The sequence below is a fragment of the Citrobacter sp. Cpo100 genome (genome assembly GCF_030332595.1).
GTDB classification, from domain to species: Bacteria; Pseudomonadota; Gammaproteobacteria; order Enterobacterales; family Enterobacteriaceae; genus Citrobacter; species Citrobacter portucalensis.
Window position 1 is genome coordinate 215583 of the sequence record NZ_JAOWHM010000031.1, and the last position, 13653, is coordinate 229235.

General features: G+C 51.7%; 11 protein-coding genes. 6 read left to right on the forward strand and 5 right to left on the reverse strand.

The features are described 5' to 3' along the window. The first annotated feature begins 118 nt into the window (after window positions 1-118). Together OGX96_RS07935 and trhP are read left to right on the forward strand one after the other, a co-directional pair. Window positions 119-451: a YegP family protein gene (locus OGX96_RS07935; RefSeq protein WP_048224506.1), complete on the forward strand. Its 333-nt coding sequence runs from the start codon at window positions 119-121 to the stop codon at window positions 449-451. A gap of 159 nt (window positions 452-610) precedes the next feature. Continuing rightward, window positions 611-1972, forward strand: a complete 1362-nt coding sequence (trhP, locus tag OGX96_RS07940) for a prephenate-dependent tRNA uridine(34) hydroxylase TrhP (protein ID WP_032943948.1) — start codon at window positions 611-613, stop codon at window positions 1970-1972. A 268-nt stretch (window positions 1973-2240) separates the two neighbouring features. Here the strand turns inward: trhP and clpA are convergent, their stop codons facing one another. Next, a complete protein-coding gene (gene clpA / locus OGX96_RS07945) occupies window positions 2241-4517 on the reverse strand; it encodes an ATP-dependent Clp protease ATP-binding subunit ClpA (RefSeq protein WP_003036804.1) in 2277 nt (758 codons plus the stop codon). Window positions 4518-4547: 30 nt separating this feature from the next. Next, window positions 4548-4868, reverse strand: coding sequence for an ATP-dependent Clp protease adapter ClpS (gene clpS / locus OGX96_RS07950; RefSeq protein ID WP_003036810.1), 321 nt, complete (start codon window positions 4866-4868; stop codon window positions 4548-4550). A 323-nt stretch (window positions 4869-5191) separates the two neighbouring features. On the opposite strand from clpS, the gene cspD reads away from it, so the two are divergent. Next, a complete protein-coding gene (gene cspD / locus OGX96_RS07955) occupies window positions 5192-5416 on the forward strand; it encodes a cold shock-like protein CspD (protein ID WP_003036813.1) in 225 nt (74 codons plus the stop codon). A 74-nt stretch (window positions 5417-5490) separates the two neighbouring features. Here the strand turns inward: cspD and macB are convergent, their stop codons facing one another. Together macB and macA are read right to left on the reverse strand one after the other, a co-directional pair. Further along, entirely contained in the window at window positions 5491-7437 is a 1947-nt protein-coding gene (gene macB / locus OGX96_RS07960; RefSeq protein ID WP_286582667.1) for a macrolide ABC transporter ATP-binding protein/permease MacB, read from the reverse strand. After that, a complete protein-coding gene (gene macA / locus OGX96_RS07965) occupies window positions 7434-8549 on the reverse strand; it encodes a macrolide transporter subunit MacA (protein WP_071444783.1) in 1116 nt (371 codons plus the stop codon). Before macA ends, macB begins: the two co-directional genes overlap by 4 nt. Window positions 8550-8708: 159 nt before the next feature. Here macA and OGX96_RS07970 point away from each other — a divergent pair, with 159 nt between their 5' ends. Then, a complete protein-coding gene (locus OGX96_RS07970; protein ID WP_048234957.1) occupies window positions 8709-9656 on the forward strand; it encodes a VirK/YbjX family protein in 948 nt (315 codons plus the stop codon). On the opposite strand, the gene OGX96_RS07975 is transcribed toward OGX96_RS07970, so the two are convergent. Further along, window positions 9653-11311 (reverse strand): ATP-dependent endonuclease, encoded by a 1659-nt coding sequence (locus tag OGX96_RS07975; RefSeq protein WP_003834292.1) that lies wholly within the window; start codon window positions 11309-11311, stop codon window positions 9653-9655. The genes OGX96_RS07970 and OGX96_RS07975 overlap by 4 nt on opposite strands. A gap of 371 nt (window positions 11312-11682) precedes the next feature. Here OGX96_RS07975 and aqpZ point away from each other — a divergent pair, with 371 nt between their 5' ends. Together aqpZ and OGX96_RS07985 are read left to right on the forward strand one after the other, a co-directional pair. Next, complete coding sequence (aqpZ, locus tag OGX96_RS07980; protein WP_003840208.1) at window positions 11683-12378, forward strand: aquaporin Z; 696 nt, start codon at window positions 11683-11685, stop codon at window positions 12376-12378. A gap of 268 nt (window positions 12379-12646) precedes the next feature. Then, complete coding sequence (locus OGX96_RS07985) at window positions 12647-13546, forward strand: LysO family transporter (protein WP_103014216.1); 900 nt, start codon at window positions 12647-12649, stop codon at window positions 13544-13546. The last annotated feature ends 107 nt before the right edge of the window (window positions 13547-13653 follow it).

A 13653-nucleotide genomic window follows, 5' to 3' on the forward strand; every position in this document is an offset into this window, starting at 1 on the left:
GGCTCCGCTGCTCCGTGAGCCCTGGTAACTAGCAACTCTCCAAATATCGCTCATACTCTTTCTGACAATACTGTCGTCAATAACTGTTTGATATAAAACTTTTAATCAAGGAGTTCATATGGCTGGTTGGTTTGAATTAAGTAAGAGTAGCGATGATCAGTACCGCTTTGTTCTTAAAGCTGGGAACGGGGAAATAATCCTTACCAGTGAGCTTTACACTACAAAAGGCGCTGCAGAAAAAGGGATCGCATCTGTCCAGGCTAACAGCCCTCTGGATGAGCGTTATGAGAAAAAAACAGCGTCTAATGGCAAATTACATTTCAACCTGAAAGCAGCAAACCACCAGATTATTGGTAGCAGTCAACTGTATGCGAATGAACAGTCACGCGAGACCGGTATTGCTTCAGTTAAGACCAATGGTGTCAGTCAGACGATAAAAGATAAGACCTGATAATTATTTGCTCAGCCGGGTAACGCAACGCTGTCGCCCGGCGTTTTTCTTTACCTGACTTCCTCGCAGCGCTACAATGCCCGCCCTTAATATGGGGGCACTCCCCTAACCGCCTCATTGAGTGAGGCGAGTCTGACCTGTCATCAGAACGAGAAAATTATGTTTAAACCGGAACTCCTTTCCCCGGCGGGAACGCTGAAAAACATGCGTTACGCTTTCGCCTATGGCGCTGACGCTGTGTATGCGGGCCAACCGCGTTACTCACTGCGCGTACGCAACAACGAATTCAACCACGAAAACCTGCAGCTCGGCATTAATGAAGCCCATGAACTGGGTAAAAAATTCTATGTGGTGGTTAACATTGCCCCACACAATGCCAAGCTGAAGACCTTCATTCGTGATCTGAAACCGGTGGTGGAAATGGGGCCGGATGCACTGATCATGTCAGACCCTGGTCTGATTATGCTGGTGCGCGAAAACTTCCCTGACATGGACATTCATCTTTCAGTACAGGCTAACGCCGTAAACTGGGCAACGGTGAAATTCTGGAAGCAGATGGGGCTGACCCGCGTGATCCTCTCCCGCGAGCTGTCGCTGGAAGAAATCGAAGAGATCCGCACCCAGGTGCCGGATATGGAGCTTGAGATCTTCGTTCACGGCGCGCTGTGTATGGCCTACTCCGGCCGTTGCCTGCTTTCTGGCTATATCAACAAGCGTGACCCTAACCAGGGTACCTGCACCAATGCCTGCCGCTGGGAATACAACGTGCAGGAAGGCAAAGAAGACGTGGTGGGCAATATCGTGCATAAGTACGAGCCTATCCCGGTACAAAACGTTGAGCCTACGCTGGGTATCGGCGCACCGACAGATAAAGTCTTTATGATTGAAGAAGCCCAGCGTCCGGGTGAGTATATGACCGCGTTCGAAGACGAACATGGCACTTACATCATGAACTCAAAGGATTTGCGTGCCATTGCCCACGTTGAACGCCTGACGCAGATGGGCGTGCATTCCCTGAAGATCGAAGGCCGCACCAAGTCATACTATTACTGTGCACGTACCGCGCAGGTCTATCGTAAAGCCATTGATGATGCCGCAGCCGGTAAACCGTTCGACCCGCAACTACTGGAAACGCTGGAAGGCCTGGCGCATCGTGGTTACACCGAAGGGTTCCTGCGCCGCCATACCCATGACGACTATCAGAACTACGAATACGGCTTCTCTGTTTCCGAGCGTCAGCAGTTTGTCGGCGAATTCACCGGCGAACGTAAAGGTGAACTGGCCGCCGTACTGGTGAAAAACAAATTCACCGTCGGCGACAGCCTGGAGCTGATGACCCCACAGGGCAACATTAACTTTACCCTCGAACAGATGGAAAACGCGAAAGGTGAAGCCATGCCGGTTGCACCGGGCGACGGTTACACCGTGTGGATGCCAGTACCAGAGGATATCGATCTGAATTATGCATTGTTGATGCGTAATTTTACCGGTGAGTCCACGCGCAACCCGCATACTAAGTAGTTAATTACGGTTATTTTTCAGCGTTCGGAAGATTCTTAGAAATCGATCACATACCGTTTCGTTCATTAAGGGTATTATCCCCTCCGCTGAAAAACATAACCCATAAATGCTAGCTGTACCAGGAACCACCTCCTTAGCCTGCGTAATCTCCCTTACGCAGGCTTATTTTTTGCCTGCCGTTTAAACTCCCTGAATATCCCAATTCAAATCACTTCTATCAGGCGAAAAAAAACCGGGCATTACGCCCGGTTGATTAGGTGATTAAAGATTAATGTGCAGCTTCTGGCTTGTGCTTTTGTGCACTCTGGAAACCATAGGTCAGCTCATTTTTCTCTTTATCCAGCGCAACGGTCACCTGGCCACCATCCACCAGCGAACCAAACAACAGTTCGTTAGCCAATGGTTTCTTCAGGTTATCCTGGACCACACGCGTCATTGGACGTGCGCCCATTGCGCGGTCATAGCCCTTCTCTGCCAGCCAGTCACGTGCTTCCTGGCTAACTTCCAGAGAGACACCTTTCTGATCCAGCTGAACCTGAAGCTCGACGATAAACTTATCAACAACCTGATGAATCACCTCGGTAGAGAGATGATCGAACCAGATAATGTTGTCGAGGCGGTTACGGAATTCCGGCGTAAACACTTTTTTGATTTCGCCCATTGCATCAGTACTGTTGTCCTGATGAATCAACCCAATCGATTTACGCTCAGTTTCACGCACACCAGCGTTGGTGGTCATGACCAGCACCACGTTGCGGAAATCCGCTTTACGCCCGTTATTGTCGGTCAGCGTGCCGTTATCCATCACTTGCAGCAGCAGGTTAAAGACATCCGGGTGCGCTTTTTCGATTTCATCCAGCAGCAGTACCGCATGCGGATGCTTAATAACAGCATCGGTCAGCAAACCGCCCTGGTCGAAACCGACATACCCAGGAGGCGCACCAATCAGGCGGCTGACGGTGTGGCGTTCCATATACTCGGACATATCAAAACGCAGTAGTTCAATGCCGAGTGCTTTGGACAACTGCACCGTGACTTCGGTCTTACCGACGCCAGTTGGTCCGGCAAACAAGAACGAACCAACCGGTTTATGCTCGTGTCCCAGACCGGCACGGCTCATTTTGATCGCTTCAGTCAGCGCCTCAATGGCTTTATCCTGTCCGAATACCAGCATTTTCAGACGGTTGCCCAGGTTTTTCAGCGTGTCGCGATCGCTCTGCGAAACGCTCTTCTCCGGGATCCGCGCAATGCGGGCCACAACGGACTCGATATCCGCCACGTTGACGGTTTTCTTGCGCTTGCTGACCGGCATCAGACGCGCACGCGCGCCCGCCTCATCGATCACGTCAATCGCTTTATCCGGCAGATGACGATCGTTAATGTATTTCACCGCCAGTTCAACCGCTGCACGCACCGCTTTGGCGGTATAGCGGACGTCATGGTGCGCTTCGTATTTCGGCTTCAGACCGTTGATTATCTGCACGGTCTCTTCTACCGATGGCTCAGTGACATCGATTTTCTGGAAACGGCGCGCTAACGCACGATCTTTTTCAAAGATATTGCTGAATTCCTGATAGGTTGTGGACCCTATCACACGGATCTTACCGCTGGAGAGCAGCGGCTTGATCAGGTTAGCCGCATCCACCTGGCCGCCCGATGCCGCACCCGCACCGATAATGGTGTGGATCTCATCGATAAACAGAATGCTGTTAGTATCCTGTTCCAGCTGTTTCAGCAGCGCCTTAAAGCGTTTTTCAAAATCACCGCGATATTTGGTGCCAGCCAACAGCGAGCCGATATCCAGGGAGTAAAGGGTGCAATCAGCCATGATTTCAGGCACATCACCCTGGACGATACGCCAGGCGAGGCCTTCAGCAATGGCGGTTTTACCGACACCAGACTCTCCCACCAGCAGCGGGTTGTTTTTTCTGCGACGGCACAGTACCTGAATGGCGCGCTCCAGCTCTTTGTCCCGGCCAATGAGCGGATCAATTCCGCCCACTCGGGCAAGCTGGTTAAGGTTAGTCGTGAAGTTCTCCATACGGTCCTCCCCGCCAGCTTGCTCTTCGTTATTTGGCTGATTCCCAGAGTCAGAAGACTGACTGGGTTCGTCTTTGCGCGTGCCATGAGAAATAAAATTCACCACATCAAGGCGGCTCACTTCATGCTTACGCAGCAGATAAGCCGCCTGAGATTCCTGCTCGCTGAAGATAGCGACCAGCACATTTGCGCCGGTAACTTCATTGCGCCCGGAGGACTGAACATGAAAGACCGCGCGTTGCAGTACACGCTGAAAACTCAACGTTGGCTGCGTGTCGCGTTCTTCCTCACTGGCAGGCAATACAGGTGTGGTCTGTTCAATGAAGGCTTCGAGTTCCTGACGGAGCGCCACCAGATCCACAGAACACGCTTCCAGCGCTTCGCGGGCCGATGGGTTACTGAGCAACGCCAGTAACAAGTGCTCGACGGTCATAAACTCATGTCGGTGCTCGCGCGCTCTGGCGAAAGCCATGTTTAAACTGAGTTCCAGTTCTTGATTGAGCATAGGCACCTCCCCCAATGTTTATGCCTGCATTCAGGCTTTTTCCAGCGTACACAGCAACGGATGCTCGTTCTCCCTCGCATATTTGTTCACCATCGCTACTTTGGTTTCAGCCACTTCGGCAGTGAACACACCGCAGATAGCTTTGCCTTGATAGTGAACTGCAAGCATCAGTTGCGTTGCACGTTCTACATCATAAGAAAAGAATTTTTGTAACACGTCAATAACAAACTCCATCGGAGTGTAATCATCATTGACTAATATCACTTTATACATAGATGGCGGTTTTAGCGCGTCGCGCAATTTGTCTTCCGCCAGCAGATCGAAATCCAGCCAGTCGTTCGTCTTACCCATTGTCAGTCGTCATCTTCAGTTACGGTTTCCGGCAGAAAATCTTGCCGCTGACAAGCAGCCTATGCGCACAATCAATCTACCTCAAGTATTAGATAACTATCATCTATTAGTGCCATCCGCGACATCTGTCACATAACCGACAATAGCGTTAACTGCTTCAAATTTTGATGCATTTTTACCCTATTCCGTCTGCATGGCGCTTGACGCCCCGCCTGATTTCTCTAAATTGTAGTTTCGAGAGTTGGCGAGGTTTTGAACAGCCCCCACTCCGCCACCGGTTCATTCCATCTTACTTATATAAGATTTACGAAGGATGTCGAAGTATGGAAACGGGTACTGTTAAGTGGTTCAACAACGCCAAAGGGTTTGGTTTCATTTGCCCCGAAGGCGGCGGCGAAGATATTTTCGCCCATTACTCCACCATTCAGATGGATGGTTACAGAACGCTAAAAGCCGGACAGTCTGTCCAGTTTGATGTCCACCAGGGGCCAAAAGGCAATCATGCCAGTGTCATCGTGCCTGTCATTGAAGCAGAAGCTGTCGCATAGCTCTTCTGTCTCATTGTGTACATCCCGCAGTCAAAATGCCAGCCCTTGCGGCTGGCATTTTTATCTCTGTGGCATTATTCCCGCGCCAGAGCATCTACCGGATCCAGACGTGCCGCATTCCGCGCCGGTAGCCAGCCAAACAACACACCGGTTGCAGTCGAACACAGAAACGCCGTCAACAGCGCGACGGGTGAAAATCCAATTTCCCAGCCCGGCAGAAATAGCTGTAGCGTAAACGCGATCAGCATCGACAGGCTAATGCCCAACGCGCCGCCAACCAGACACACTAACACCGCTTCAATTAAGAACTGTTGCAGCACGTCACTGGCGCGAGCACCAACCGCCATACGAATGCCAATCTCACGCGTTCGTTCGGTTACTGAAACCAGCATAATATTCATCACGCCAATCCCACCGACCACCAGCGAAATCACCGCCACCAGCGTCAGGAAGAGTTGTAATGTACGTGTGGTCTTTTCGGCGGTTTTCAAGATACCGTCCATATTCCAGGTGAAGAAATCCTTCTTACCGTGGCGCAACGTCAACAGTCGGGTCAGTTGCTGTTCGGCCTGGGCACTGTCAAAACCATCCTTCACTCGCACGGTGATCGAGTTCAGCCACGACTGTCCCATGATTCGCCCGGACATAGTGCTATAAGGCAGCCAGACACGCAGGATCTTGCTACTGCCAAACATCGACTGTTTCTCTTCTGCAACACCAATCACCGTGGCAGGCATATTCCCCACCAGCACGACTTCGCCAACAACTTTCGCTTTATTGGGGAACAACTGACGACGGGTATTACTGTCGAGCACCACCACCTGAGCGCGCCCCGCCAGTTGCTCGGCGTTAAAGGTGGTCCCTTCGCTAAATGTCATGCCATAGACGTTGAAATAGTCGCCGCTAACGCCATTAGCACTGGCAGCAACATCGATATTGCCATAGCGTAACCGCAGGTTCTTCGACACCGCAGGCGTTACTGAACTGACCCAGGGCTGCTTCTGTAGCGCCGTCAAATCGTCATACTTCAACGCCTGTTGATATTGCGGATCGTCGTCGCCGAAGTCTTTGCCTGGATAGATATCAATGGTGTTAGTACCTATAGCGCGAATATCTGCCAGTACCAGTTGTTTAGCCGCATCGCCTACCACCACGATCGACACCACCGAAGCAATACCGATAATGATCCCAAGCATGGTCAGTAGCGTTCGCATTTTATTCGCGGCCATTGCCAGCCAGGCCATGGTAAGCGCTTCACGAAAACCGCTGACAAACTGACTCCAGCCGGATGCCGTTTTCACCGTTGGCTCCGCAATATCGCGTCCGCCAGAGGGTTTCTGTGGCGGTGGATTGCGCACAATCTCACCGTCACGAATTTCAATGACCCGTTCGGCCTGCGCGGCGACCTGGCTGTCGTGAGTAACGATAATTACCGTATGCCCGCGATCGCGCAGCTGATGCAAAATCGCCATCACCTCTTCGCCGGAATGGCTATCCAGTGCACCGGTGGGTTCGTCGGCAAGAATAACATGCCCCCCGTTCATCAGCGCACGCGCGATACTGACCCGCTGCTGCTGACCACCGGAAAGCTGGGAAGGTTGATAGTCAACCCGGTCACCCAACCCCAGCCGCTGGAGTAATTCCTGCGCACGCGCCAGGCGCTGCTTACGTTCAGTGCCCGCGTAGACCGCCGGTACCTCAACGTTTTGTGCGGCGGTTAAATGCGACAGCAGGTGATAGCGCTGGAAGATAAAACCAAAATGCTCACGACGCAGTTGCGCTAGCGCATCGCTATCCAGCGTAGAGACATCACGTCCGGCAACGCGATACGTACCGCTGGTTGGCTTATCCAGACAGCCGAGAATGTTCATCAGCGTCGATTTACCCGAACCCGACGCCCCGACAATCGCCACCATTTCCCCGGCCTGAATGCTCAAGGATACGTCCTTCAACACCTCAACCTGGCCTTCGCCTGACGGATAGCTGCGGCGGATATGGCTCAGCTCAAGCAATGCTGTCATTTTGCAGCTCCAGCGTTGCCCTCACCGGTAATGACTTCATCCCCCTCTTCCAGCCCTTTCACGATCTCCACATCGGTGTCATTACGCGCGCCGATAACCACTTCACGTTCGCGGGTTTCGCCGTTACGCAGTAGTCTGACGTTATAGCGGTTGTTGCCAATAGGATCGCCCAGCGCCGACAGCGGGATGGTCAGGACATTTTTGACATCAGTGAGCTGGATATGGACCTGCGCGGTCATATCCAGACGCAGGATCCCTTTCGGGTTGGGAACTTCGAAGCGAGCATAGTAGAAAATCGCGTCATTCACTTTTTCTGGCGTCGGAAGAACATCTTTGAGCTTACCTTCGTAACGCGTCTGCGGATCGCCGAGAACAGTAAACCAGGCCTTTTGCCCAGGATGCAGGTGAATTACATCAGCCTCAGAAACCTGCGCTTTTACCAGCATGGTGCTCATATCGGCCAGGGTCAGAATGTTAGGTGCCTGCTGGGCGGCAATAACGGTTTGCCCCTGCAGGGTAGTAATTTGTGTTACTTCGCCAGCCATTGGCGCAACGATGCGGGTGTAATCAAGGTTGGTTTTTGCAGTATCGAGAGAGGCCTGATTGCGCTTAATTTGCGCGTCAATTGTGCCAATTTGCGCCTGTTTGACCGCCATTTCGGTGGCCGCCGTGTCGAGATCCTGCTGTGAAACGGCCTGGGTTTTCGCCAGCTGTTGTTGGCGGGAGAGAGTGACCCGCGCCAGCTTCCACTCAGCTTCGGCTTGTAAACGCTGGGCGCGCAATTCCATTAGCGTCGCTTCAACCTCTTTGATTTGGTTTTGCGCCTGTTCAGGATCGATAACACCGAGCAACTGATCTTTTTTCACTTTATCGCCAATCGCGACCGACAGCGTTTTTAACTGCCCGCTGACCTGCGCCCCGACGTCAACTTTACGCAGCGCATCCAGCTTACCGGTCGCCAGCACGCTTTGTTGCAGATCGCCAGGACGAACAATTAATGTTTGATACTGAGGTAAAGGCGCATTAAGCGTTCGCCAAAGTGCAATTGCCGCCACAATAAGGACGACGGCGAACAGAAAATAGCGTTTTTTGATTTTTCCCTTGAGCTTCATAAATGTCCCAATTCCCCCAATACGCCCACCAGAGTGGAGTGCTAAACATCAACGTTAAATAAATCGCCGTTGAAAAGCGCAAGAATAACAGAGTTATTGATGAATGGTTAAGATCCGCTGTGCTGAAATTAGTACAAAGGTATCAATCGGATTTATATTATGAGCCAGCTAACTGAAAGCACTTTTCTTTCCACCAAACCAGTCACGCGTTTTGGCCTTTTTTTCAGCCTGAGCAGCGGTCATTTACGGCCCGCACATTGCTGGGATAAACGGAGCTTTCGTCGTAAGTTTATCTGGCGTTCATTATTGATACCCCGCCTCACTCAGGAATGGATGACTGAACTGGCCCAATGGCCGGATCTTGGCCCCCTGCTCGCCCGTCAACCCCGACTGCCGGTTCGTTTGCACCGTCCTTATCTTGCGGCAAACTTCTCCCGCAAAATGCGTTTAGATGCGGTGCGTTTTCATTACCATTTTATCCGCCACGCATTCTTACCCGCTGAATTTAACGCCTTATTAAGCAATGACGGCTTACATCTGGCGCAAACCGAAGGTAAAGACGGCGATATATTTACCATCACCATGATGATGTTTCCCGTACTGGATAAAGAGGGTGAAGCCACCATTCAGGTGCGCAATGGTGACGGAGACGTGCTAACTAAAATGACGTTTACGTTCTGCGAATATAATGGGAAAAGGACATTATTTATTGGCGGTGTGCAGGGCAATGCGCAACTACCGCACGAAGCAATCCAAAAAGCGACGAAGTCCTGCCATGGAATTTTCCCAAAACGTATTGTGATGGAAACCATTTGCCGTTTAGCCGAACAGTTGAATATTGAAAAAGTTATGGCTGTAAGTAATGAACAGCATATCTTTCGCAGTCAACGCTACCACGATAAAAACAAGGTGATCCATTCTGACTACAACGCCTTTTGGGAGTCGGTTGGCGGTGAGTGCGACAGCAACGGGTACTATCATATTCCGCGCACGCTGGCGCGAAAAAGCGAGGCGGATATTGCGAGCAAAAAACGCGCAGAATACCGCCGCCGCTATCAGCTACTGGACAGCATCCATTCGCAGCTGTCGTCGATGTTTCGCCACTAATCCGCTCTGCCGCGTGCCAGCCACAGCACGCGGGAAAACATTTTTCGCAGCAGCGTTGGCACCGCATCAACGCCCCGCCGCCCGGCTTCCATCGCCACCTCAATGGCCAAATCCGGTTTTGACGAACGATGTATCGCCTTGGAGATAATTTTGCGCATATTCATAGGCACATTCTCCGGGATTTGCGCCACCCGGTGAAAGACGTCAGCAAACCCCTGGCGATACATAAAGTGTTCCATATCCAGCGCGGGGAGCATAGTCAAATGCTCACGCTCTTCCTCTCTGTCGTCATTCAATAAGCTACGTACCGTGGCCGCGTACTTTTTCCCGGCTTCATCGCCATCGACCAGCACATGCCACTCTATCCCCATCCGGCGGGCGAATTTAACCAGCGGCTTAAGACCGGACTGGGCAAATTCAATGACTTTAATCCCTTCTGCATCAAAGTGATGTCCGCACTGGCGGGCCAGTTCGTTAATAACCCAGGTTTCCGTTTCACCTTCCACCAGCAGCCAGCAGCGGGCAAACAACGATGACGCACGATTAAAACGAATATGAAATGCGATTCGCCGACCATCTTCTGCACTGATCCCACCCGGCCCCAGCCGCCAGGCAGCGACGCGGGATGATTCACGTACCAGACGAACAACATGCTCAACAGGCGTAAGGGACAGCAGCTCACCGGAGTTGGTGGTCGCCACTCGCTGCAGAGGCAGTAAATTCAACAAGTGCCAGGCCACCGACAGCATGATGGGATGTAAACGCGTTTCCGGATCTTCCACCAGCAGTAAAGGTCGGGCGTCTTTATCGAGCCTTAGCGTGCCTTTGGCCTGCAACAAGGTCGAAAACAGGCCCAACAGAATAACCCGGTGCGTACGTCCGCCGGGTTTATCAATCATGCGGTTAATAATGTCCAGATAGCGCCAGCTTCGTTGTTCGTTATTGGAGCGACGGCGCATCAGACGGTAGCGGGACTGGCCAGCCCCCTGCTCGGAAAAATAGTGCTCCAACAACTGAACCATGGCCGATAACCCCTGGCGGATCTGCCCGTCAGTCAGGTTTTGCGGCCGGGTAGCCAGCTCACGCGCCAGAAAATCCAGTTGGCGGGCGGTGACTTCGACATCCGCCGAGTCCGGCACGGTACCGTTGCGGATCCGTCGCATGAATCGCGCGTCGCGCAGACGCAGTACCGGCATCAGACGCACAAGGTGGCGCGCCTGATCGTTAATGTCATCGAGAGGTAATGGATGGCCGTCGCCGTCAAGAAAACTGCGCAAGGTCAGAACGCTACCGTCATCCGCACACTCGCCTTCCAGGCGATAAAAAATGCGGTGATAGCCATCCTGGCACGGCGTCCAGCTGGCTTCCAGAGGACGATAGCGACGCACCCGGTGACGACCCGGCTGGGATTCACGAAACGTCAGGATAATGTGCAGGTGGTGTTCCCGGCCCTGTATATCACCCGGCGGGAACCAGAAATCCTCGCGGACAAAATGATACAAGTCTGACTCCGGCGACAGCAGCAGGGTCAAGGCATCCAGCAGACTGGATTTACCCCACGCGTTCTCCCCAATCAGCACGTTGCTCTGCTCCAGCATCAACGACAGACGGTTAATACCACGAAATCCAACAATCTCAACGCGTTCGAGAATCATATAGCCTCCGGAAATGCTAACTTTTTCCTTCAAGTTATCAGGAGTATAACGGCAAGCGAGCGCTCAGGACACCCGATATCAATCTGGCGTGAATCGCAAAAGCAAAAAAAATAAGAATATTCTTCTTATGTTTTCTCCTGAATATAATTTCAGAACTTAATCATCGTCCTTTCGCTAATTGAACTATGCTTCATTCACCCAAGATTCAAAAAGGAATCGCAACATATTGCCTTAAATCAAATTTTTTCATCAATTTAACTGGCGAAGGGATGATATTTTTTTCTAAAATACCCGCTCTTTCATCATCGTCCCTTTTAGCGATGAATTACCGGGCAAGGAACACGAACCCGGAACTTTTAATTGAGGTGGTTATGTTCAGGAAATTAGCAGCTGAATTCTTCGGTACGTTTTGGCTCGTTTTTGGTGGGTGCGGTAGTGCAGTGCTGGCAGCCGCATTCCCGGAATTGGGTATTGGATTTGCCGGTGTCGCGCTGGCATTCGGCCTGACAGTATTAACCATGGCATTCGCTGTGGGTCATATTTCAGGTGGGCATTTTAACCCGGCGGTAACCTTCGGTTTATGGGCTGGCGGTCGTTTCCCGGCAAAAGATGTTATTGGTTACGTTATTGCTCAGGTTGTGGGCGGTATTGTTGCAGCTGCGGCACTGTATCTTATTGCCAGCGGTAAAGCAGGTTTTGATGCAACGGCCAGTGGTTTTGCTTCGAACGGCTTTGGTGAACATTCACCAGGCGGTTATTCCATGCTTTCTGCCGTCGTCATTGAAATTATTCTGACCGCAGGTTTCTTATTAGTGATCCACGGCGCGACCGATAAACATGCTCCGGCAGGTTTTGCACCTATCGCAATTGGTCTGGCGTTAACACTGATTCACTTGATCAGTATTCCGGTCACCAACACCTCCGTGAACCCGGCACGTAGTACCGCAGTAGCCATTTTCCAGGGCGGCTGGGCATTGCAACAATTGTGGTTCTTCTGGGTCATGCCGATTATCGGTGGGGTTCTCGGCGGTCTTATTTACCGCACCCTGCTGGAAAAACGCGATTAATCGCTAACAAAAAGGCCTGGCGAAAGTCAGGTCTTTTTTTTCCTCTCTATATTTCCTTTTATTTGCAACTTTACTCCCCTCTTTGCATTGAGTAGTGTGTATACCCGTTATACTTCAAGTTGCAGATGTGTTGACTGCGCTCGCTCCCCCCAGTCACGTACTTATGTACGCTCCCGGGGATTCACTCCCTTGCCGCCTTCCTGCAACTTGAATTATTTAGGTTATAGTGACGCATTTCGTCTTACTTCTCAGCAAGGATCTGATTTTCATGTTTTCAGGGCTGTTAATCATTCTGGTTCCCCTTATTGTGGGCTACCTTATTCCGCTCCGGCACAGGGCTGCATTACAACTTATCAATCGCCTGTTAAGCTGGATCGTCTACCTTATTCTCTTTTTTATGGGTATTAGCCTGGCGTTTCTGGATAATCTCGCCAGCAACCTGTTAGCCATTCTTCATTATTCTGCGGTCAGCGTGACGGTCATTATACTGTGTAATATTGCGGCGCTGTTCTGGCTGGAGCGTTCGCTGCCCTGGAGACACAACCACAAGCAAGAAAAGCTCCCCTCGCGAATTGCAATGGCGCTTGAGTCGCTTCAGCTTTGCGGCGTCGTCGTCATCGGCTTCCTGCTCGGCCTCACTGGGCTTCCCATTCTGCAGCATGCCACCGAAGCCAGCGAATATACGTTAATCTTTTTACTGTTCCTGGTGGGGATTCAACTGCGCAACAGCGGCATGACCTTAAAGCAAATTGTGTTGAACCGTCGGGGGATGATCGTGGCCGTCGTCGTCGTCGCCAGTTCGATGCTGGCGGGGGTTATCAATTCCTTGATCCTCGGTCTACCGCTGAAAACCGCGCTGGCGATGGCATCAGGTTTTGGCTGGTATTCCCTGTCCGGTATTCTGTTAACCGAATCGTTCGGGCCCGTAATTGGTAGTGCCGCCTTCTTTAACGACCTGGCCCGTGAGCTGATCGCCATTATGTTGATTCCAGGAATGGTGGGCCGCAGCCGCTCTACCGCGCTGGGATTATGCGGCGCGACATCAATGGATTTCACCCTGCCCGTTTTACAACGCAGCGGCGGTCTGGAAATGGTCCCGGCAGCCATCGTCCACGGCTTTATTCTGAGTCTGTTAGTACCTCTGCTGATGGCGTTTTTCTCCGCCTGACGCCGGGACAAATACCTCTCTGGCGGTAGTCAGCTACCGCCAAAATTGCGCTAAATCAATCTCCCTGCAAGTAGTAGCAGAAATCCCTTTTATCCCTTCGCGCACAG

Bases quoted from the DNA above. Each gene is read 5' to 3' on its own strand.
- trhP (WP_032943948.1), top strand. From the start codon at position 611: ATGTTTAAACCGGAACTCCTTTCCCCGGCGGGAACGCTGAAAAACATG.
- clpA (WP_003036804.1), bottom strand. From the start codon at position 4,517: ATGCTCAATCAAGAACTGGAACTCAGTTTAAACATGGCTTTCGCCAGA.
- OGX96_RS07935 (WP_048224506.1), top strand. From the start codon at position 119: ATGGCTGGTTGGTTTGAATTAAGTAAGAGTAGCGATGATCAGTACCGC.
- OGX96_RS07970 (WP_048234957.1), top strand. From the start codon at position 8,709: ATGAGCCAGCTAACTGAAAGCACTTTTCTTTCCACCAAACCAGTCACG.
- cspD (WP_003036813.1), top strand. From the start codon at position 5,192: ATGGAAACGGGTACTGTTAAGTGGTTCAACAACGCCAAAGGGTTTGGT.
- macB (WP_286582667.1), bottom strand. From the start codon at position 7,437: ATGACAGCATTGCTTGAGCTGAGCCATATCCGCCGCAGCTATCCGTCA.
- clpS (WP_003036810.1), bottom strand. From the start codon at position 4,868: ATGGGTAAGACGAACGACTGGCTGGATTTCGATCTGCTGGCGGAAGAC.
- macA (WP_071444783.1), bottom strand. From the start codon at position 8,549: ATGAAGCTCAAGGGAAAAATCAAAAAACGCTATTTTCTGTTCGCCGTC.
- aqpZ (WP_003840208.1), top strand. From the start codon at position 11,683: ATGTTCAGGAAATTAGCAGCTGAATTCTTCGGTACGTTTTGGCTCGTT.
- OGX96_RS07985 (WP_103014216.1), top strand. From the start codon at position 12,647: ATGTTTTCAGGGCTGTTAATCATTCTGGTTCCCCTTATTGTGGGCTAC.
- OGX96_RS07975 (WP_003834292.1), bottom strand. From the start codon at position 11,311: ATGATTCTCGAACGCGTTGAGATTGTTGGATTTCGTGGTATTAACCGT.